This is a genomic window from Marilutibacter penaei (assembly GCF_014145395.1).
GTDB classification, from domain to species: Bacteria; Pseudomonadota; Gammaproteobacteria; order Xanthomonadales; family Xanthomonadaceae; genus Marilutibacter; species Marilutibacter penaei.
The window spans coordinates 459,863-480,146 of record NZ_JACHTE010000001.1 but is presented as its reverse complement, the minus strand read 5'-3'; the positions used below and the strand labels follow the sequence as shown (position 1 = coordinate 480,146).

21 protein-coding genes are annotated in these 20,284 nt (G+C 71.6%); 15 read left to right on the top strand and 6 right to left on the bottom strand.

Annotation, left to right across the window (positions count from 1 at the left end):
- The first annotated feature begins 27 nt into the window (after positions 1 to 27).
- The gene (locus H4F99_RS02140; protein WP_281369223.1) at positions 28 to 1,347 is read left to right on the top strand and encodes an ammonium transporter; all 1,320 of its coding nucleotides are present in this window, start codon (positions 28 to 30) and stop codon (positions 1,345 to 1,347) included.
- A 67-nt stretch (positions 1,348 to 1,414) separates the two neighbouring features.
- Here the strand turns inward: H4F99_RS02140 and H4F99_RS02135 are convergent, their stop codons facing one another.
- Positions 1,415 to 3,160, bottom strand: coding sequence for an O-linked N-acetylglucosamine transferase, SPINDLY family protein (locus H4F99_RS02135; RefSeq protein ID WP_182668053.1), 1,746 nt, complete (start codon positions 3,158 to 3,160; stop codon positions 1,415 to 1,417).
- A gap of 41 nt (positions 3,161 to 3,201) precedes the next feature.
- Between H4F99_RS02135 and H4F99_RS02130 the strand changes: the two genes are divergently transcribed.
- The 4 genes from H4F99_RS02130 to H4F99_RS02115 all read left to right on the top strand — a co-directional run bounded on the left by H4F99_RS02130 (position 3,202) and on the right by H4F99_RS02115 (position 6,864).
- On the top strand, positions 3,202 to 4,254 hold the full coding sequence (locus H4F99_RS02130; RefSeq protein WP_182668052.1) for a two-component system sensor histidine kinase NtrB: 1,053 nt from the start codon (positions 3,202 to 3,204) through the stop codon (positions 4,252 to 4,254).
- On the top strand, positions 4,251 to 5,672 hold the full coding sequence (ntrC, locus tag H4F99_RS02125; RefSeq protein WP_182668051.1) for a nitrogen regulation protein NR(I): 1,422 nt from the start codon (positions 4,251 to 4,253) through the stop codon (positions 5,670 to 5,672). The genes H4F99_RS02130 and ntrC overlap by 4 nt, the downstream gene beginning before the upstream one ends.
- A gap of 107 nt (positions 5,673 to 5,779) precedes the next feature.
- Positions 5,780 to 6,373, top strand: a complete 594-nt coding sequence (locus tag H4F99_RS02120) for a superoxide dismutase family protein (protein ID WP_182668050.1) — start codon at positions 5,780 to 5,782, stop codon at positions 6,371 to 6,373.
- Positions 6,374 to 6,381: 8 nt separating this feature from the next.
- A complete protein-coding gene (locus tag H4F99_RS02115; protein WP_343064119.1) occupies positions 6,382 to 6,864 on the top strand; it encodes a GNAT family N-acetyltransferase in 483 nt (160 codons plus the stop codon).
- Between the two features lie 45 nt (positions 6,865 to 6,909).
- Here the strand turns inward: H4F99_RS02115 and H4F99_RS02110 are convergent, their stop codons facing one another.
- Complete coding sequence (locus tag H4F99_RS02110) at positions 6,910 to 7,827, bottom strand: hypothetical protein (protein WP_182668049.1); 918 nt, start codon at positions 7,825 to 7,827, stop codon at positions 6,910 to 6,912.
- A 158-nt stretch (positions 7,828 to 7,985) separates the two neighbouring features.
- Between H4F99_RS02110 and H4F99_RS02105 the strand changes: the two genes are divergently transcribed.
- Entirely contained in the window at positions 7,986 to 9,263 is a 1,278-nt protein-coding gene (locus tag H4F99_RS02105; RefSeq protein WP_182668048.1) for an acetyl-CoA C-acetyltransferase, read from the top strand.
- 111 nt (positions 9,264 to 9,374) lie between these two features.
- Here the strand turns inward: H4F99_RS02105 and H4F99_RS02100 are convergent, their stop codons facing one another.
- From H4F99_RS02100 to H4F99_RS02090, 3 genes are all read right to left on the bottom strand, one after another.
- Complete coding sequence (locus tag H4F99_RS02100; protein ID WP_182668047.1) at positions 9,375 to 10,625, bottom strand: heme biosynthesis protein HemY; 1,251 nt, start codon at positions 10,623 to 10,625, stop codon at positions 9,375 to 9,377.
- Complete coding sequence (locus tag H4F99_RS14595; RefSeq protein WP_182668046.1) at positions 10,622 to 11,632, bottom strand: uroporphyrinogen-III C-methyltransferase; 1,011 nt, start codon at positions 11,630 to 11,632, stop codon at positions 10,622 to 10,624. The genes H4F99_RS02100 and H4F99_RS14595 overlap by 4 nt, the downstream gene beginning before the upstream one ends.
- Positions 11,633 to 11,708: 76 nt before the next feature.
- The gene (locus H4F99_RS02090; protein WP_182668045.1) at positions 11,709 to 12,464 is read right to left on the bottom strand and encodes a uroporphyrinogen-III synthase; all 756 of its coding nucleotides are present in this window, start codon (positions 12,462 to 12,464) and stop codon (positions 11,709 to 11,711) included.
- A 99-nt stretch (positions 12,465 to 12,563) separates the two neighbouring features.
- Between H4F99_RS02090 and H4F99_RS02085 the strand changes: the two genes are divergently transcribed.
- The 5 genes from H4F99_RS02085 (at position 12,564) to H4F99_RS02065 (ending at position 15,815) form a co-directional block, all read left to right on the top strand.
- Positions 12,564 to 13,040: a YiiD C-terminal domain-containing protein gene (locus tag H4F99_RS02085; protein WP_182668044.1), complete on the top strand. Its 477-nt coding sequence runs from the start codon at positions 12,564 to 12,566 to the stop codon at positions 13,038 to 13,040.
- Positions 13,041 to 13,118: 78 nt separating this feature from the next.
- A complete protein-coding gene (locus tag H4F99_RS02080; protein ID WP_182668043.1) occupies positions 13,119 to 13,553 on the top strand; it encodes a hypothetical protein in 435 nt (144 codons plus the stop codon).
- Between the two features lie 65 nt (positions 13,554 to 13,618).
- A complete protein-coding gene (locus tag H4F99_RS02075) occupies positions 13,619 to 14,056 on the top strand; it encodes a rhodanese-like domain-containing protein (protein ID WP_182668042.1) in 438 nt (145 codons plus the stop codon).
- Positions 14,057 to 14,221: 165 nt separating this feature from the next.
- Entirely contained in the window at positions 14,222 to 14,758 is a 537-nt protein-coding gene (secB, locus tag H4F99_RS02070) for a protein-export chaperone SecB (RefSeq protein WP_182668041.1), read from the top strand.
- Between the two features lie 7 nt (positions 14,759 to 14,765).
- The gene (locus H4F99_RS02065; RefSeq protein ID WP_182668040.1) at positions 14,766 to 15,815 is read left to right on the top strand and encodes an NAD(P)H-dependent glycerol-3-phosphate dehydrogenase; all 1,050 of its coding nucleotides are present in this window, start codon (positions 14,766 to 14,768) and stop codon (positions 15,813 to 15,815) included.
- A gap of 67 nt (positions 15,816 to 15,882) precedes the next feature.
- Here H4F99_RS02065 and hemF read toward each other — a convergent pair whose 3' ends face one another.
- Positions 15,883 to 16,794, bottom strand: coding sequence for an oxygen-dependent coproporphyrinogen oxidase (gene hemF, locus H4F99_RS02060; RefSeq protein ID WP_182668039.1), 912 nt, complete (start codon positions 16,792 to 16,794; stop codon positions 15,883 to 15,885).
- A gap of 161 nt (positions 16,795 to 16,955) precedes the next feature.
- Here hemF and H4F99_RS02055 point away from each other — a divergent pair, with 161 nt between their 5' ends.
- The 4 genes from H4F99_RS02055 (at position 16,956) to H4F99_RS02040 (ending at position 20,225) form a co-directional block, all read left to right on the top strand.
- Positions 16,956 to 18,293: a M20 family metallopeptidase gene (locus tag H4F99_RS02055; protein ID WP_182668038.1), complete on the top strand. Its 1,338-nt coding sequence runs from the start codon at positions 16,956 to 16,958 to the stop codon at positions 18,291 to 18,293.
- Between the two features lie 109 nt (positions 18,294 to 18,402).
- Positions 18,403 to 19,227, top strand: coding sequence for an NADPH-dependent 7-cyano-7-deazaguanine reductase QueF (gene queF / locus H4F99_RS02050; protein ID WP_182668037.1), 825 nt, complete (start codon positions 18,403 to 18,405; stop codon positions 19,225 to 19,227).
- 111 nt (positions 19,228 to 19,338) lie between these two features.
- Positions 19,339 to 19,659 carry a LysM peptidoglycan-binding domain-containing protein gene (locus H4F99_RS02045; protein WP_182668036.1) on the top strand — a complete coding sequence of 107 codons (321 nt, stop codon included), beginning with the start codon at positions 19,339 to 19,341 and terminating at the stop codon, positions 19,657 to 19,659.
- Positions 19,660 to 19,730: 71 nt separating this feature from the next.
- Complete coding sequence (locus tag H4F99_RS02040; RefSeq protein WP_182668035.1) at positions 19,731 to 20,225, top strand: hypothetical protein; 495 nt, start codon at positions 19,731 to 19,733, stop codon at positions 20,223 to 20,225.
- Positions 20,226 to 20,284: the final 59 nt, after the last annotated feature.

Below are 20,284 nucleotides of genomic sequence, written 5' to 3'. Positions count from 1 at the left end.
GCGTGGGGACGCACGGCGGCCCGCCTCATGCCGTTCGCAGGCCTGCTGGTGGCCACCGCCGCGCAGGCACAGGACGGCCTGGCCCAGGCAGCCGATGCCGCGGCCGCGGCCGCGCCGATCGTCGACAAGGGCGACGTCGCCTGGCTGATGGTGTCGACCCTGCTGGTGGTGCTGATGACCATCCCGGGCCTGGCCCTGTTCTACGGGGGCCTGGTGCGTGCCAAGAACGTGCTGTCGGTGCTGATGCAGGTGACCGCGGTGTTCTCGGTGATCGTGCTGCTGTGGGCGATCTACGGCTATTCGCTCGCCTTCGGCGGCGAAGGCCTGATCATCGCCGGCTTCGACAAGCTGTTCCTGGCGGGCGTCACGCCCGATTCGCTGGCCGACACCTTCACCGACAACGTGAAACTGCCCGAGTACGTGTTCATCGCGTTCCAGGCGACGTTCGCGGGCATCACCACGGCGCTGATCGTCGGCTCCTTCGCCGAGCGCATCAAGTTCAGCGCGGTGCTGCTGTTCTCGGTGCTGTGGTTCACCTTCGCCTACCTGCCGATCGCGCACATGGTCTGGGGTGCCGGTGGCTACCTGCTCGGCCACGGCGCGCTGGACTTCGCCGGCGGCACGGTGGTGCACATCAACGCCGCGGTCGCGGGCCTGGTGGGCGCGTGGATGATCGGCAAGCGCACCGGCTACGGCCGCGAGGCGATCAAGCCGCACAACCTGACCTTCACCATGGTCGGCGCGGCGCTGCTGTGGGTGGGCTGGTTCGGCTTCAACGCCGGCTCCAACCTCGAGGCGACCTCGGGTGCGGCGCTGGCCTTCCTCAACACCCTGCTGGCCCCGGCGGCGGCGGCGCTGTCGTGGAGCGCGGTGGAAGCGATCACCAAGGGCAAGCCGTCGATGCTGGGTGCGGCCTCGGGCGTGGTCGCCGGCCTGGTCGCGATCACCCCGGCTTGCGGCAGCGTCGGCCCGATGGGCGCGATCCTGATCGGCCTGATCGCCGGTGCCCTCTGCGTGTGGGGCGTCACCGGCCTGAAGCGCCTGCTCAACGCCGATGACTCGCTCGACGTGTTCGGCGTGCACGGCCTGGGCGGCATCATCGGCGCGATCCTGACCGGCGTGTTCACCGCACCCGGCCTGGGCGGCACCGGCGGCGATGATTTCTCGATCGGCGCGCAGGTATGGGTGCAGACGCTGGGTGTACTGATCACCATCGGCTGGTCGGGCCTGGTGGCCCTGGTCGCCTTCTTCATCGTCAAGGCCACCGTCGGCCTGCGCGTGAACGAGGAGACCGAGCGCGAAGGCCTGGACATCAACTCGCACGGCGAATCCGCTTACGAGAGCTGATCGCGACCCGTTCCCCTCCCAGGGAAACGCAGCGGGCCGGGCGGGCAACCGTCCGGCCCGTTGCACGTCAGGGGTGCGCGTGGTGTTCGAGCAGCCCGGCGAAGCCGTTCGCGAAGCGCCGCGCATCGCACAGGCCGCTGTCGACGAGGCGTTCGCGCAGCGTGGTGCGCAGTTGCCGGCGTCCGTCGACATCGGTGGCCCAGCGGCGCGCGAGGGCGACGAAGGCCGCGTCGTCGTCGGCGATCCAGTCGTCGAGGCCGGCCTGGCGCAGGATCGAGGCACCACTCCGTGCGGCCATGCGGACGCCCGGCCGGGTCAGCACCGGCACGCCCTGCCAGAGGGCCTGCAGGGTGGTGGTGCCGCCATTGAACGGCAACGGGTCCAGGGCGATGTCGATGCGGTCGTACAGCGCGAGGAAGTCGGAGGGGCGTGCCGTCACCGGCGGCCAGAGGTCGAGCCGGTCGGGCGCGAGGCCGGCCGCCACGAAGCGCGCGCGGATGCGCTCGCGGGTACCGGCGTCGGCCAGCCCCAGGGCACACAACGCGAGGCGGCTGCCGGGCACCGCGTCCACGGTGCGCGTCCACAATGCGACGGTGCGCGGCGACAGCTTCGCCAGGTGGTTGAAGCTGCCGAAGACCACCGGGCCGTCGTTGCGTGCCGCGACAGGCGGGGCCTCGTTTGGCGGCAGGTGGCACAGGAAACTGTCCGGGAGCTGCAATGCGGTACGGGCCGACGGCGTGCCCGGCGGCAGGTTCGCCGCATCACCGATCACGCCGTCGCAGCTCGCGAAGCCCGGGTCGAACAGATAGCCCAGCCAGCCGTACTGCCGCGCCGCGACGCGGCTGGCGAGCAGTTGCGGCCGGCTGCCCGAGGTGTGGCCGGCGAGGTCGAGCAGCACGTCGATACCGGCCTGGCGCATCAGCCCCGCGACGTCTGCGTCGCTGCGGCCGCGGATGTCGTGCCAGCCGGTTGCCAGGGTCCGCAGGCGCGCGCTGGCCGCATCCGGCGCGCCATCGCTGAAACACAGCAGCTGCAGGCGCGCCGGGTCGTGGCCGGCGAGCAGGGGCTCGACGAACTGGCCGACGGGATGCCGGCGCAGGTCGGGCGAGAGCAGGGCCACCCGCAAGGGCCGCGTGCCCGGTACCGGCAACGCGGCGGGCGGCGGCAGGCGCAGGGGCGGGATGCCGCGCGCAAGGGCCTGGTGCGCGTCGAGCGTGGCCCGCGCGGCAGCCGTGGCCTCGCCGGCGCTGGCCGGCTCGTCCAGGTACAGGCGGGCCAGCGCGGCCAACTGCCGTGCCGCGAGCGCGGATGTGCTGCGGGTGGCGGCGTCGGCGTCCTCCGCTGCGCGGTCCGCGTCCCCGGCGAACAGCCGGGCATCCGCGCGCGCCAGGCGGCTGCCCCAGTCGGCCGGGTTGCGCGCGATCGCCGCGTTCGCCGCGGCGATCGCGTCTTCGATCCTGAGCTGGTCGCGCAGTGCTTCGGCCAGCAGGGCGGTGGCCAGCGGATCGCCGGGCTGCAAGGCCAGCGCGCGCCGTGCGGCGGCTTCGACGCCGGCCGCATCGCCGCCCAGCTTCGCCTCCGCCGCCCGCAACGCGTGGACCTCCGCGTCGTCCTGACAGGCGTGTTCGAGCACGTCGAGCGCCTGTGCGGCCAGCGCGCGTAGCTGCTGGTGCAGCGCGAGGCGTGCGAGCAGTTTCAAGGACTGCGGCCACGGGGGCGAGGCGGTGAGGGCCGCCTGCAGGCCCTGCAGGGCGGCGCCGACATCGCCGCGTTGCAGCTGTTGCCGGGCCTGGGAGGTGCAGTGCGCATCCATTCGGGGAGTCTATCCGCTCGCCGCTGCACTAAGATGGTGCGATGCGCGCGCCGCTGCCTTCCGATGACGCTTTCGACGCCCTGACCACGCCGCTCGCATGGTGCGATGCGGAGGGTGGCATCGTCGCCTGCAACGCCGCCATGTCGCGCTGGCTGGGCGTCAGCGCGCGGCGCCTGCAGGGCTGGCCGATGGCCGCGCTGGATGCCGGCGATGGCCGCCTTGCGCAGGCCCTGGAGCGCCAGCCGGCCGGCGACGCACCGCTGCGGATCCGCCGCACGCGACTGCGCTTCACCGACCATGAAGAGTGCTTCGCCGACGTCTGGCTGACCCGCCATGCCGACGGCGGCTGGCAGCTGGAAGCGCATCCGGTCGACGAGTTCCCCGGCGACGACCCCGCCCTGCTGTTGCCCTCGGTCCTGTCGGCGTCGCTGAAGGGCCTGGCGCATGAGCTGCGCAACCCGCTGGCCGGGCTCAAGGGCGCGGCCCAGTTGCTCGCACGCCGGGTCGACGACGATGAGTCGCGCGAGCTGGTGGCCCTGGTCGAGGACGAGGTCGCGCGGCTGGCGGCCCTGGTCGACCAGTTGTTGAGCCCTTCGCCATCGCGCCCGCATGCACCGCTGAACATCCACGCGGTGCTCGAGCGCGTGCTGCGCCTGGCCGAGAACGATGCCGGCTGGGCGGTGCGCCTGCTGCGCGACTACGACCCCAGCCTGCCCGAACTGATGGGCGATGCCGACCGGCTGGTGCAGGCGGTGCTGAATCTTGCGCGCAATGCGCTGGAGGCCGGCGCCACCCACGTCACCCTGCGTACCCGGGCCGAGCATGGCGTGCGGATCGGTGATGACGTGCACCCGATGGCGATGCGGCTGGAAATCGTCGACGACGGCCACGGCGTGCCGGATGCCCTCGCCGAACGCCTGTTCCTGCCGCTGGTGTCCGGGCGCGCGGAAGGCAGCGGGCTGGGCCTGGCATTGGCGCAGCAGGTCGCGCGCGAGCACCGCGGCTCGCTCGCCTACCGGTCGCGCCCCGGGCATACCGTGTTCACCCTGCTGTTGCCGCTGCCGGCGACGGTGGCCGAGGAGGTCGCGGCATGAGTCGCATCTGGGTGGTCGACGACGACCGCAGCGTCCGCTTCGTACTGGCCGCGGCCCTGCGCCAGGCAGGACACGACACCACCGAGTTCGGCAGCGCGGCGCTGGCCCTGGCCGCACTCGAGGGCGCGTCGCCGCCCGACCTGCTGTTCACCGACGTGCGCATGCCGGGCGACGATGGCCTGGTCCTGCTCGACAAGCTGAAGCAGGCCCACCCCGCGCTGCCGGTGGTGGTGATGAGCGCCTATACGGACGTGGCCAGCACCGCCGGTGCCTTCCGTGGGGGCGCGCACGAGTTCCTGTCCAAGCCCTTCGATCTCGACGAGGCGGTGGGCCTGGTCGCACAGGCCCTCGGTCCCGTCGAAGATGACGCGCCCACCGTCCCCGTGGACGATCCCGCCGGTCCCCCGGGCGCGGCCGAAGCCGACGCGCTGGTCGGCGACACGCCGGCCATGCGCACCCTGTTCCGGGCGATCGGTCGTCTGGCGCAGGCGCCGTTGTCGGTGCTCGTCACCGGCGAGACCGGCACCGGCAAGGAGCTGGTCGCGCGTGCGCTGCACCGCGAGTCGCCCCGCGCAGGACGCCCCTTCGTCGCGCTCAACACCGCGGCGATCCCGGCGGAGCTGCTGGAGAGCGAGCTGTTCGGCCACGAGGCCGGGGCCTTCACCGGCGCGAGCAAGCGCCACGTCGGCCGTTTCGAACAGGCTGACGGCGGCACCCTGTTCCTCGACGAGATCGGCGACATGCCGTTGCCGCTGCAGACGCGCCTGTTGCGCGTGCTGGCCGAGGGCGAATTCTTCCGTGTCGGCGGCCGCGAACTGATCCGGGTCGACGTGCGTGTCGTCGCCGCGACCCACCAGGCGCTGGACCGGCTGGTCGAGCAGGGCCGCTTCCGCGCGGATCTCCTGCACCGGCTCGACGTGGTGCGCCTGCAGTTGCCGCCCCTGCGCGATCGCCGCGACGACATCCCCCGCCTGGCGGAGCGCTTCCTGGCGGCTGCCGCCCGGCGCTTCAAGGCACTGGCCAAGCGCCTGTCGAAGCCGGCCCTGCAGCGCCTGCTGGCGCATGACTGGCCCGGCAACGTGCGCGAGCTGGAGAACCTGTGCTGGCGCGTGGCCGCGCTGGCGCCCGCGGACACGATCCAGGTGGCCGACGTAGAGGCGGCGCTCGGTCGCGGCGCCGCCGATGCCCCGCCACCGCCCGCGGCACGTTGGGAGGGGGCGCTGGCGGAATGGGCCCGCGAGGCTCTCGCGGCGGGCGAAGGGCGCATCCATGCGCGCGCCGTCGACCGGCTGGAGCACTGCCTGTTCGAGGTGGCGCTCGCGCATACCGGCGGGCGTCGCGCGGAAGCCGCGCAGCGGCTGGGACTGGGACGCAATACCCTCGCGCGCAAGCTGCGGCCGGGCAAGCCGCGCGCATGACGTCCGCGGATTCACCCGCGATGAACCCCTTCCCACGTAGCGTGGCCCCCACTTCGTTGCGCGTGTCGAACCCGAAGGCACGCCGTACCTGCCAAGGAGAGTTTGAGATGACGCGATCCCCTTCCCCCGTCCTTCGTCCGGCCCGCGTGCTCGCCACGGCCGCCGCCGTGGCGCTGCTGGCCGCCTGCGGCAGCACGCCCGAGCCGAAGCCGGAGGCGCCGCCGGCGGCGGCCCCCGTGTCCACCGCCCAGGCCGGCGAGGTCATCCTGACCGCGGCTTCGGCCAGCCTGGTCAGCGGCCGGCTCAACCTGCGTCCCGGCGCCGACGGCGTGTACCTCGGCGGCGAGATCGGCGGACTGACGCCCGGCGGTCTGCACGCCATCCACATCCATGAGACCGGCGACTGCAGCGCGGTGGATGCGAGCAGTGCCGGCGGCCACTTCAACCCGGCCGGCAACCCGCATGGACGGGTCGGCCAGGGCCCGCACCACGGCGGCGACATGGACAACATCAATGCCAACGGCGAGGGCGTGGCGCAGGTCAACGTGCATGCCGAGGGCGTCACCCTGGGTGGTGGGGCGTTCAACGACGTCGACGGGCGCGCGGTGATCGTGCATGCGGCCGCCGACGACTACACCAGCCAGCCGTCCGGGAACGCCGGCAAGCGCGTTGCCTGCGGCGTGATCCGGGTGACCCGCTGAGCGCTCCAGTGACGCATTTGCGCATCCGCGACGCGGCCGTGGGCGATGCGGTCCTGCTGGCCGAATGGGCGTCCGCCATGGCCTGGGAGACCGAGCACAAGCGGCTGGACGCCGAAACCGTGCTGGCCGGGGTCCGCGCGGGCATCGCCGATCCGTCCCGGGCCCGGTACCTGGTGGCCATGCAGGACGCCCCGGTGGCGGGCAACGAGGTGGTCTCGGTCCCGGTCGGCACGCTGATGCTCACGCGCGAATGGAGCGACTGGCGCAACGGGGACTGGTGGTGGATACAGAGCGTCTACGTGGCACCGGCGCATCGGCGCGCGGGCGTGTACCGCGCGCTGTACCGCCATGTCGAGGCGCAGGCGCGCGCTACGCCCGGCGTGATCGGCCTGCGGCTGTACGTGGAACGCGAGAACGAAAATGCCCAGCGCACTTACCGCGCGCTGGGCATGGACGACGCCGGCTACCGCATCTTCGAAGCCGGGTTCTGAGGCGACCTCGCCCCGCCATCCCGGCGGGGCGTCCGCGCGCCGACCTCAGAGCGCGTCCCGGCAGCCTTCGGCGCTGTCGCAGTGGACGAAGTTGACCGCGACGCCATGGGCGCCCAGCACGGCGGCGATCTGGTGCTGGCGTGCCTGGAAATGCTGGTAGCGCCGCTCCAGGCGGTCACGACCGTCGGGCGTGTCGCAGGGCGTGCCGGGGGCGTAGCGGGCATGCCACGCCTGGGGGCTGAACAAGGCGATCCGGGCCTCGCCTCCGGCGTAGTGGACCAGCGGCTCCGGCGGGGCATCCAGCCATGCGTCGCCGTCCGGTTCGAGCAGTGCGGTTTCCAGCACCGGCCACAGCGCGCCGAGGCCGGCATGGTCGTACTGCATCGAGGTCATCGCGGTGAGGTCGTGGATGGTCAGGTAGCGCGCGTGCTCCACCCGGACGCCGAAGGCCACCTGTGCGTCGAGCGCGGTTTCGGCGCCGGCCATGCCCTGCTCCAGCAGCACCGCCTCCAGCCGGTCGCCGACCGGTTCGACGTCCCCGGGGACGCCGGACAGCAGGAAGGGCACCAGCCGCAAGGTGCCGCCCAGGTGGTCGGGCGAGGGCATCAGGGCGCCGGGCAGGCGTTCGTCATGGCTGCCGAAGGCGATCACGCGACCACCGTGGGTACCGTCGCGCGGGGCGCGGGCGGCCAGTTCGTCCAGTTGGTGATGGAGGGGCCAGCCGGGGCGCAGCAACTCCACCGGATCGTAGTGGGCGCCCACCATGACCAGGTCCAGGCGCGAGGCCTCCGGTTCCAGCGCCTCCAGGTCCGCGGCGATGCGGGCGGCCAGGTGGCCGGCGTCGCCCTGCGGCAGTCCTGTCCGCGCGACCTCGGCTCCGGCGGTCAGCTCCAGCGCGAGCGCGCCCAGCACGTGCAAGGGGGCGAGGGCGGCGTCGCGTGCGGGATCGGAGGCATCGATCATCGGAGGATACGGTACCGTTTGGTTGATGGGGGAGGCGGCGCTACACTCGCCGGGGCCCCGCGGTTCCGCGAGGTGTCGACGCGCGATATTCATTATGCCCCCACGCCGTGAAGAGCATTCTAGTTCCACGGCCCGATGACCAAGCCCGAGGTGTCCCGATGCAGCCAACCCGTCCCGTCGCCGTGCTCGGCGGAGTCCGCATTCCGTTCTGTCGCCAGAACACCGCCTATGCGGACGTCGGCAACCTCGGCATGTCGGTGCGCACGCTCGGGGCGCTGGTCGAGAAGTTCGGGCTGCACGGGCAGCAGTTGGGCGAGGTCGCGATGGGCGCGGTCATCAAGCACAGCAGCGACTGGAACCTCGGCCGCGAGGCGGCGCTGTCGTCCGGCCTGTCGCCACTGACGCCCGGCATCACCCTGCAGCGCGCGTGCGGAACTTCGCTGGATTCCATCATCACGGTCGGCAACAAGATCGCCACCGGGCAGATCGAGGCCGGCATCGGCGGCGGTTCGGACACCACCTCGGACGTGCCGATCGTCTACGGCAAGTCGCTGCGCCGCCGCCTGCTGCAGGCCAATGCCGCGCGCGACATGAAGGGCCGCCTCGCCGCGTTCAAGGGCTTCTCGCTGCGCGAACTCAAGCCCGAGTTCCCGGGCGTGGCCGAGCCGCGCACCGGCAAGAGCATGGGCCAGCACTGCGAGGACATGGCCAAGCAGTGGAACATCGGCCGCGAAGCGCAGGACGCCTGGGCGCTGTCCTCGCACCAGAAACTCGCCGCGGCCTACGATCGCGGCTTCATGGACGACCTGGTGGTGCCGTTCCGGGGCGTCTCGCGCGACAACAACCTGCGCGCCGACTCGACGCTGGAGAAGCTGGCGACGCTGAAGCCCGCCTTCGACCGGGTGTCGGGACGCGGCACCCTGACCGCGGCCAACTCCACGCCCCTCACCGACGGCGCGTCGGCCTGCCTGCTCGCTTCGGACGACTGGGCGCGCGCGCGCGGCCATGAGCCGTTGTGCTACCTGCGTGACGCGCAGGTGGCGGCGGTCGACTTCGTGCACGGCGAGGGCCTGCTCATGGCCCCGACCGTGGCCGTGCCGGAGATGCTGAAGCGCCATGGCCTCACCCTGCAGGACTTCGACTTCTACGAGATCCATGAAGCCTTCGCCGCGCAGGTGCTGTGCACGCTGCGGGCGTGGGAGAGCGAGGAGTACTGCCGCACGCGGCTGGGCCTGGACGCGGCGATGGGTGCGATCGATCCGGCCCGGATCAACCCGAACGGCTCGTCGCTGGCCGCGGGCCATCCCTTCGCCGCCACCGGTGCGCGCATCGTGGCCGCGGCCGCGAAGGAACTGAAGGCCCGTGGGGGTGGCCGCTGCCTGGTGTCGATCTGCACCGCCGGCGGCATGGGCGTGGTGGCGATCCTGGAGCGTTGAGGGCATGCGTGCGGTCATGCACCGCGCGCGCCCCGCGAAGCACCGATAGCAGGCGGACGCGCCCCGGACATGCGCCGGGGTGAGGCGCCGCCGCGGGTAACGCCGCCCGGCTCAGCCGCGCAGTCGCGGCAGCCCGTGTTCGTCGCGTTCCTCGATCGCGGCCTGGTCATGGATCTTCTGGCGCAGGTCGCGTCCCGGCAGGTCCACGGGGGCGTCGCCGCGCGCGACGCGCAGCGCATTCTGGTAGCACTGGCGGGCGCGGGCGTCGTCGCCGAAGCGGGCGAATCCGTGGCCCAGCTCTTCCCAGGCCGCCGCGTTGCCGCCCTGGGCCAGCGCGCGGTGCAGGTATTCCTCCGCCTGCGACCACTGGCCCTTCGCGCGGTGCAGGCGGGCCAGTGTCAGCAGCAGCCCCGGGCTGGCCGGGTGGGCCTGGAGCCAGCGCTGGGCGTGCTCGAGCCGCGCATCGATCCGGCCGATCTGCAGCTCGCCGTACAGTCCGGCCAGGGCATCGCTCCATCGACTGTCGAGGGCGTTCTCGATGCTGCCGGCGGCGGCATCCTCCCAGCGCAGCGCCGCGGCGCGTTCCGCATAGGCGGACACGGCGGCGGGATCGGTCCTCAGCGCCTTCGGCAGTGCATCCCAGCGATCGGCGAGGACATTGGCGTCGGCGGCCTCGCGCAGGCCAGCCTCGGCCCATTGCGCCTCCCATAGCGCGAGGCGGCGTTCCGGGACGGCCTGCTGGTGGCGCAGCGCACCGAGCAGCGCGTAGGCATCCCCCGCGCGCCCCAGCGCGGCGAGACTCTCCGCACGCAGCGCAAGTCCGCGCGGCGGCAGCGGCTGCGCGGCGGCCTCGTCGAGGGCCGCGAGGGCATCGGCGGGACGGCTTTCGCGCAGGGCCAGCTCGGCGGTTGCCAGCGCGAAGGTGGCGGGTTGGGCGTCGGCCAGGGGCGCCAGATGGCGCCGGGCGGCGTCGGCGTCGCCCCGGCCGCTGGCCGCGTGGGCCGCGCCGATGCGGGCGATGGTGGCGGATTCGCGTCCGGAGGCCGCGGCATCGAGCAGCTTCTCGCCCTTGGTCCAGTGCCCGTGGTGCACCGCCTGCAGGCCATCGATCAACCGCGCGCGCGCCGCCTTCTTGCGGCGCCGCCGCAGCATCACGAAGGGCGCGCTGAGCACGCGCCATGCCACCCACAGCGCGACCAGTGCCGCGACCAGCAGCACCAGCGTGTAGGAGAGCGACTTGTGGTACGTCCAGTTGGCGAAACTGACGACCACCTCCCCGGGGTCCTGTGCCAGCAACTGGGCCACCAGCGCCCCGGCGAGGGCGAGGATGATCCAGAACAACAGGCTGCGGAACAGGTTCATGGGACCTCCGTCACGGGGGGCGCCACGACGGTCTGCCGCAGCTGCTGCAGTGTGCTGCCCAGCGCGGGAACTTCGAGTGAAACCGGTTGCGCGGCCAATGTTTCGAGCGCCTGCTGCCGTGCGTCCAGTTCCGCCGATGCCGGCCACAGCCGCTTCAATCCCTCGCTCGCGCGGGCCAGCGCGGTGCGGTACGCCACCGCGTCGCGACGTTCGGCGGCGGCACGGGCCAGGCTCAGTTCGAGCTGCAGGGCGGCGCGTGCATCGGCGCGTTCGGCCGGCAGGGTGGCGACGACGCGGTCCCGGGGCTGGATGTCGAACACGTTGGAGAAGGCACGCTTCCACCAGGGACCGCCGGGCACGTCGCGGCGGGGGTCGGCGGTGGCGGGGGCCGTGTCCAGGGCCGCGGCGAACTGCGCGATGCCCGCGAGGGCGGCGTCGCGCGGGTCCTCGCCCAGTGCCTCGATGGCCTGTTGCTCCTGCATCAGGGCCTGCCGCAGGTTGACCAGCGACGGATCGCCCAGCGTGTCCAGCGCCTGCGCCGCCAGCGCGTAGTTCCGGCGCGCGCCGTCCACGTCGCCCGTCGCGCGCAGGCGTTGCTCGCCCAGCAGCAGCAACAGCTCCACCTCTTCGAGACGCAGTGCCTGGGCGTGGCTGCGCGCGGGGTCCGACCACTGCGCGATGCTGTCTTCCAGAAGCGTGGCGCGCTGGCCAATACCCAGCAGTTCATCGCGCATGACCCTGTTGGTGTTGTCGGCCTGCTTCAGGCGCTGCGCCTGCGCGCGCTGGTTGTCCTGGAGCGCGTCGAGGCGCTGGTTGAGCGCGTCGATGCGCCGGTCGGCGGCGACCACGGCGGCATGTTCGCTGGCACCGCGCGCCTCCAGGTCCTGCCACGCATGCCAGGCGTAGGCACCCGCGGCACCCAGGACCACGAGGACCACCAGCGCCAGGATCCAGCCACCGCCGCGGCGGCGGGGCGACGGGGTGGGACGTTCTGCGCTTTCGGACACGGGCGTGCATCACGGTCGGGGGGATGCGGCCATGCTACCGGATGGCCGTGTGCCCGGCATCGCGGCCGAGGCCGGGTCAGCGAGCCGGGTGGGTGCGGACTGCCGCCACCAGTTGCGCGGGACGTGGCCCGTTCGCCACGCGGATGTGCTCGAAGCCGGCTGCCCGCGCAGTCTCGGCGAGCCGCTTGCTCGCCGCCACCGCCGCCATGCCACGCAGCCGTTCTCCGGCCGGTGCGGGCAGCACCTGCAGTACATGCTGGAGTGCCTCCGCGCTGCTGACGGCCACCACGCCGGGTGCGGTCGCCTCCAGCAGGGCGGCGACCGCCCGGGGCGAGGGTGCGTGCGGTACGCGCCGGTAGATGTCCGCCCGCACGACCCGTGCGCCCCGTGCCTCCAGCGCGGGTTGCAGCCGACCGCGTCCGCCCGGCGCCGTGACCAGGCCGACCGCGTGCCCGGCCACGGTCTGCAGTATGGGCAGGTCCAGCAGCCCCTCACTGTCCATGCGCGCCGGTGAGATGACGCCCCGGATGCCCAGGCGGCGCAGCGCGGCCGCGGTACCGCTGCCCACCGCGACCGCGCTGTCGATCGTCGATCCGGACACGCGGGCCCGGGCGGCCCGCACGGCTTCCGGGCTGGTGAATATCACGACGGCGGCGCCGAGGGCGGCCTCCAGCGAAGCCTGGGCGGTCACATCGCAGACAGGTTCGATGCGACAGCTCGACAATGCGATCAGCCCGCCGCCGTGCCGGCGTGCCGCGGCGCGAAGGGCACCGTGGCGGCCGGCGGGCCGGAGCGAGACGATGTTCCACGGCGTGCGCGGGGGCGATGGCATGCTGCAAAGCTTGGCACAGGCCGGCCGACGATACGCCAGCGCACAGACGCATTGCCGGCCGAGCCTGTACCCTGCCGCCTCCCCACGCCGTCCCGTCCCATGCCCGAAACCGCCCCCGCGCCGGCCGCCGATCCGCTGGCCCGTCTCGCGTCGCACTACGCCTCGATGCCGCCGGTTGCGGCGATGGATATCCGCGTCGACCACTACGATGGCCGCTGCCTGCGCGTCACTGCCCCGCTGGAGCGCCACGTCAACGACAAGGGGTGTGCGTTCGGTGGCAGCCTGGCATCGCTGATGACGCTCGGCGGATGGGGCCTGGTGTCGCTGCAGGTCGAGGCGGCGGGCCTGGACGCCGACATCTACGTCGCCGACAGCCAGATCGGCTATCTGCGTCCGCTGTTCGCCGACCTCACGGTCGAGGCCGAAGCGGGGCCGCATGCGGACTGGGACGCGTTCATGGACATGCTGCGCGCGCGCGGCCGGGCCCGCATCCACGTGGTCGCCCACGCGCGGTTGCCCGAGGGCGGCGCGGCGACCGAATTCGCCGGCCGCTACGTCGCGATCCTGAGACGCTGACCGACGACGCGGCAATCGCATCCCGACCCGGGTAGGATGCGGTGCCATCACCAGAACAGTCGCTGCCCGGGAGCTCCGATGCGTCCAACCGTCCACACGCTGTCCGCCTTCGTCATGCTGCTGTCCGCCCTGCTGCTTGCGTCCTGTGCGAGCACGCTGGGACCGGTCAACGACAGCCTGCAGAAGACCCAGTACGCGTGGGCGGGGGCGATCCGCTGGGGCGACTTCGAAGGGGCATGGGGCGTGGTCGACCCGGCCTACCGGGCGGCCAACCCCCTGACCGACCTGGAAATGGAGCGCTACCAGCAGGTCCAGATCTCCTCCTACCGCGAACTGGCCTCGACGGCCGACCTGCAGGGCGGCTATGCCGGCCGCGACATTGAGATCGGGGTCATCAACCGGCACACCCTGGCCGAGCGGACCGTCCGCTACCGGGAGGAGTGGCGATACGACGCCATCGACAAGCAGTGGTGGCTGACCAGCGGCATGCCGGACCTCTGGCAGGGGCAGTGACCGCGCCTTTTGCGCCGTCCGCCGCGCTGGGCGACAATCCCGGCCCCGCTTGCCTGGTTTGATCCGTGGACTTCGACGCATTGCTGGCCTTCCTGGGCCGCCACCCCTACCTTTCGCTGGGCCTTGCCGGCCTGACCGTCGCGCTCGTCTATACCGAGGTCGCGCGGCTGTTCCGCGGCTTCCGGACCGTCCGTCCCGCCGAACTGACCGGCCTGATCAATGCCGAAAACGCGCTCGTCGTGGACCTCTCGTCCAGTGCCGACTACGAGAAGGGCCACATCATCGGCAGCAAGTCCGTCCAGCCCAGCCAGTTCGACCCGGAAAGCAAGTTGCTGGCAGGCGTGAAGCACCTTCCGGTCGCCCTGGTCTGCCGCAATGGCATGGCTTCGTCCGCGGCCGCCAAGCGCCTGAAGAAAGCCGGTTTCGAGCAGGTCTACTGGCTCGACGGCGGGGTGCAGGCCTGGCAGGCCGCCGACCTGCCGCTGGTCAAGGGGCGTCGCTGAGCGCCACCGGTCACGGATTCGGCCCCGTCCCGCCCGGCGGCCCTTGCAAGCCCGCCAGCCGCCCCCACCTGCGTTGACGGGGGAGCGCGGGGGCCGTGTCGGGCGCGTGCGACAATCCCGCGTCCATACACCTTCATCTACTAGCGAACACCTGGAGTCACCGAAATGGCCGAAGAGCAGAACAACGGCGCCGTCGCGCCGGCCGAGAACGCCGCCACCCCGTCCAACCCGCAGTTCTCGATCGAGAAGATCTACGCCAAGGACGTGTCCTTCGAGGCCCCGGGGGCCCCGGCCGTGTTCAACGAGCAGGAACAGCCCCAGCTGCAGATGAACATGAACCAGGGCGTGCAGCGCCTGAACGACAACGCCTTCGAGGTCGTGCTGGGCATCACCCTGACCTGCAAGATCGGCGAGAAGTCGATCTACCTGGCGGAAGTGAAGCAGGCCGGCGTCTTCGGCCTGGTCGGGTTCGACCCGCAGACCCTCGACGCGCTGCTCGGCAGCCATTGCCCGGCCGTACTGTTCCCCTACGCGCGCCAGCTGGTCAGCGACCTCATCCAGGCCGGTGGCTTCCCGCCGTTCTACCTGCAGCCGATCAACTTCGACGCCCTGTACGCCGAAGGCCTGCGCCAGCGCCAGGCCCAGGCCCAGCAGGGCGAGGCCGGCAACCTGGCCGACGCCGACGCGGCGGGCAACGCCTGATCGCTGCATGACGCACGACACCGACGTCGCCACCGGCAAATCGCCGGTGGCCGTCCTGGGCGCGGGCTCCTGGGGCACTGCGCTTGCGTCGCTGGCCGCACGCCACGGCCACGCCACCCGGTTGTGGGGCCGTGATGCCGACATTGCCGAGGCGATCAACCGGCGCCACGAGAACAGCCGCTACCTGCCTGGGCACGAACTGCCGGACAACCTGACCGCGACCACCGACATGGCCGAGGCCGTCGAGGGTGCGGGGCTGTTGCTGATCGTGGTGCCTTCGCACGCGTTCGCCGAAGTGGCACGCCAGCTGGCGCCGCTGCGTCCCGAAGGCGTGGGCGTGGCCTGGGCGACCAAGGGTTTCGAACCGGGCAGTGGCCGCTTCCTGCATGAAGTCGCCGCGGATGTCTTCGGCGACGCTGTACCGTTCGCGGTGGTGACGGGGCCGTCCTTCGCCAAGGAAGTCGTGGCCGGACTGCCGACCGCGCTGACCGTCCATTCCGACGATGCCGGCTTCGCCCAACAGGTCGCCGACACCCTGCACGGGCCCGCGTTTCGCGCCTACACCGGCGACGACATGCTCGGCGCCGAACTGGGCGGCGCGATGAAGAACGTGCTGGCCGTCGCCACCGGGGTCGCGGATGGCATGGACCTTGGCCTCAACGCGCGCGCCGGGCTGATCACCCGCGGCCTCAACGAGATGCTGCGGCTGAACCACGCCATCGGCGGCAAGGCCGAGACGCTGATGGGCCTTGCCGGCCTCGGCGACCTGGCCCTGACCTGCACCGGCGACCTCTCGCGCAACCGCCGGCTGGGCCTGGCGCTGGGGCGCGGGCAGAGCATCGACGAGGCGGTGCGAGAGATCGGCCAGGTGGTCGAGTCGATCCAGACCGCGGACGAGGTCATGCGCCAGGCCGAACGCCATGGCATCGAACTGCCGATCTCGCAGGCGGTCCAGGCGGTCCTGCATGGCGACATCACCCCGGGCGAAGGTCTCGCCCTGCTGATGGCGCGCGAGCAGAAGCCCGAGTACCCGCACGGGTTGTTCGAAGGCCGCTGAGCCGGCCTTCGCGGCCGCACGCGGATGGAAGGCGCCCCTGCGGCGCCTTTTCCGTATCCGGAGTCGGTCAGCCGAGCTCCGCCAGCCAGTCGCGCGGCCGCAGGTAGTCGGCCAGCCGCGCCTCGTCGCTGCCCGGCTCGGGCTGGTAGCCGTACTCCCAGCGCACCCGCGGCGGCAGGCTCATCAGGATCGACTCGGTGCGCCCGCCGGACTGCAGGCCGAACAGCGTGCCGCGGTCGTGGACCAGGTTGAACTCGACGTAGCGTCCGCGCCGATATAGCTGGAATTCCCGCTCGCGTTCCCCGTACGGCGTGTCGAGACGGCGTTCGACGATGGGCAGGTAGGCGCGCAGGAAACCGTCGCCGACCGCGCGCTGGTAGCCGAACGCGGACTCGAAGTCGTCGTGCAGGTCGTCGAAGAACAGCCCGCCGACGCCACGCGTCTCGTCGCGATGCTTGAGGAAGAAGTACGCGTCGCACCCGCGCTTGTGGGCCTGGTAGCGTGCTTCGCCGCCATAGGGCTCGCAGACCTCGCGCGCGACGCGGTGCCAGTGCAGCACGTCCTCGTCGAACGGATAGAACGGCGTCAGGTCGAAGCCGCCACCAAACCACCAGGCCACGGTCTCGCCATCGCGCCGGGCGGTGAAATGGCGCACGTTGGCATGCGTGGTCGGCACGTAGGGGTTGCGCGGATGGAACACCAGCGACACCCCGACTGCACGCCAGGATGCGCCCGCCAGTTCCGGCCTTGCCGCGGTTGCCGACGGGGGAAGTTTCGTCCCGGACACGTCCGAGAAGCCGATGCCGGCCTGTTCGAAGACCGCGCCATCGCGCATCACCCGGGTCCGGCCACCGCCGCCTTCAGCGCGCTCCCAGGCATCTTCGCGGAAGCGTGCGGTACCATCGGCGGCTTCGATCGCCTGGCAGATGCGGTCCTGCAGGCCGGTCAGGTAGGTGCGTACATCGTCGAAATCGTTCATGCCGGCCATTCTAAGGCGCCCCTTCGGGGCGATCTTGACCCGCATCAAACCGAGGGCCGGCGGCCGTCGGCCCCGTCGTCCCTCGGCGACAGCGGGGATGGCCCGGGTGCAGCCCCGCGCGTTCGCCGCTAGCATCGGGGCATCCACCCTCGGAGCCCACCATGCGCCCAGCCACCGCGATCCCGCTTGCCCTTTCCACCGCCCTGTCCCTGGCGCTGGCCCTGCCGGCTCCGGCTCGTGCGCAACAGGCAGGCGAGCGGCCGGAGGTCACCGCGGCGGCGAAGGCGGTGGACGACAAGGTCGTCGCATGGCGGCGTGACATCCATGCGAACCCCGAGCTGGGCAACCGGGAGACGCGCACCGCCGCGCTGGTCGCCGACCACCTGCGCGCGCTCGGCCTCCAGCCGAAGACCGGTATCGCCACCACCGGCGTCACCGCGGTGCTGAAGGGCGGCCGCCCGGGCCCGCGCATCGCGCTGCGCGCCGACATGGATGCGCTGCCCGTCACCGAGCGCACCGATCTCCCGTTCGCATCGAAGGTCACCACCACCTTCCGCGGCCAGGAGACCGGCGTGATGCATGCCTGCGGCCACGACGCCCACACCAGCGTGCTGATGGGCGTCGCGGAGGCGCTGGTGGCGATGAAGGACGAGCTGCCGGGCGAAGTGATGTTCATCTTCCAGCCCGCCGAGGAAGGCCCGCCGGACGGCGAGGAGGGCGGTGCGGAGGAAATGCTGGCGCAGGGCATCTTCGGCGACTTCAAGCCCGCGGCGGTGTTCGGCATGCATGTCTTCAGCACGCTGGCCGCCGGCCAGATCGGCGTGCACGCGGGCCCGACGATGGCGGCATCGGACCGCTTCAACATCGTCATCCAGGGCCGCCAGACGCACGGCTCGCGGCCCTGGGGCGGGGTCGACCCGATCGTCGCCGCGGCCGACGTGATCGGCACCGCGCAGACCGTCGTCAGCCGCCGCCAGGACATCTCGAAGCAGCCGGTGGTGGTCAGCTTCGGCGCGATCAACGGCGGCATCCGCTACAACATCATTCCCGACCAGGTGGAGATGGTGGGCACCATCCGCACCTTCGACGAAGGCATGCGCCAGCAGGTGTTCGCCGACCTCACCAACGTCGCCGAGCGCGTCGCCGAAGCGCACGGCGCGACCGCCGTGGCGCAGGTGCCGGACACCAAGGGCAATCCGGTGACGGTCAACGACCCCGCGCTCACCGCGCGCATGCTGCCGAGCCTGCAGAAAGTGGTGGGCGCCGACAACGTGGTCGATCCCGGACTGACGATGGGTGCGGAGGATTTCTCGTTCTACGCCCGCGAGGTGCCCGGCCTGTTCTTCTTCGTCGGCGCGACGCCCAAGGGCACCGACCCGAAGGCCGCACCCAGCAACCATTCGCCCGAGTTCTTCCTCGACGAATCCGCGCTCGACATCGGCGTCCGCGCGATGCTGCAGGTGTCGCTGGACTACCTGAACGACCCGCCGCAGGGGTAAGGCGTCAGAGGCGCAGGGGGCGTCGGCTTCCACCCGAGGAAAGTGGCGCGCAATGATGCCTTGTCCAATGTCGCTCCGGAGTTCAGTGCAGGCTCCGTAGAATGCACGCATGAGCGGACCCACCCCCACCGACGCCCTGCCTCTCGGTCGCCACGTCGACTACCCGCGCGAGTACGACGCCGGCCTGCTGTTCCCGATCGCGCGTGCGCTGGGTCGCGAGGCAATCGGCGTCGACGACGCGGCGCTGCCCTTCGTCGGCGTCGACCGCTGGCACGCGTATGAACTGAGCTGGCTGGATGCGCGCGGCAAGCCGCGGGCTGGCACCGCGACCTTCGAGGTGCCGGCCGATTCGCCCCGCCTGGTCGAGTCCAAGTCGTTGAAGCTGTACCTGAACTCCTTCAATGCCACCCGCTTCGACAGCGAAGCCGCCGTGCTTGAACGCATCGCCGCCGACCTGTCGAAGGCGGCGGGCGCGCCGGTCCTGGTGAGGTCCGGCCTCCCACCCATGCGCGGTGCCGATGCGGCCGAATGCATCGATGGCCAGGACGTCGACATCGAAATCTACGGCCCACCGGATGCACGACTGCTCAAGGTGGACGACAGCGTGATGGTCGACGACACGCTGCGCAGCGACCTGCTGAAGTCGAATTGCCCGGTGACCGGGCAGCCCGACTGGGCGACCGTCGTGATCGCCTGCCGGGGCCCCCGGATCGATCGTGCGGGCCTGTTGCGCTACCTGGTGTCGTTCCGCGACCACGCGGAATTCCATGAGCAGTGCGTCGAGCGCATCTTCAATGACCTGCTGTCGGTCGCCCGCCCTGAACGGCTTTCGGTCGAAGCGCGCTACACCCGGCGCGGCGGCCTCGACATCAATCCCTGGCGCGCCACCCCGGGCGTCGCGCGCCCGGCTGCGGTGCGCGAACTGCGGCAGTAGCCAGGCGGTCCACGGCCCACAGCGGGAACTTCACCCGGGCGCGATATTTCCTTAACAGGTGTCGTGCGACCGTGCTGGCATCGCAGCATGCCAACGAGGATGGGCCACCGGATGAGCAACGACAAGAAACCCGACTTCTCCAACGTGCAGTCGTCGGTGAAGAGCACGGAGGAGATCGTCGAGAAGCCGGACTTCAGCAACGTGCAGTCGTCCGTGCAGTCGACCGAGGAGCTCGTCGAGCAGGTGCCGGTCGAGCAGGTCCACACGGTCGAGAAGGGCGAGACCCTGTCCGCCATCTCCCAGCACTACTACGGCAAGGCCAGCCGCTGGAACGATATTTTCCAGGCCAACCGCGACCAGCTCGACGATCCGGACCGCATCTTTCCGGGCCAGGTGTTGAAGATTCCCTCGGCGGCGCCGGGCGACAATTGAACCGCGGTGGCGTTCGCCCCGCATCGCCAGCACGAAGCTGACCGAACGAACCGTATCCCAAGGAGACCTGCATGATCCGCAACCGCACGACGTACGCCGTCGCCACCGCCCTGGTCGCCAGCCTGGCCCTGGCGGGCTGCAAGAAAGAGGAAACGGCGCCGCCCGCCCCGCAGGCCAGCGCACCGCCGCCGCCGACCCTCGAACCGTCCACCAACGTGGCCGTCGCGCCCGCGGAAGTGACCGGGGTCGAGCTGGGTTCCTCGGTGGGCGCTGACATGCGCGTCGCCTCGCCGTCGACCTCGTTCGCGCCCGGCGACACCATCCATGCCGCGGTGTCCACCATGACCGGCGACCCGACCGCGAGCGTGCCGGCCACGCTGGGGGTGAAGTGGACCTATGGCGGCGACACCGTCGTCCACGAGGAGACCCAGCAGGTCAACCTGACCGGCAAGGGCGTCACCAGCTTCCAGATCAGCAAGCCGGACGGCTGGCCGACCGGGCAGTACAAGGTCGAGGTCTCGCTGGACGGCAAGGTCGTCCAGACGCGCGAATTCGAAGTCAAGTAAGCCACCTGACGGGCCGGCGCCAGAGGCGACCGGCCCTACCCTCTCTCTCCGCCCTTTGG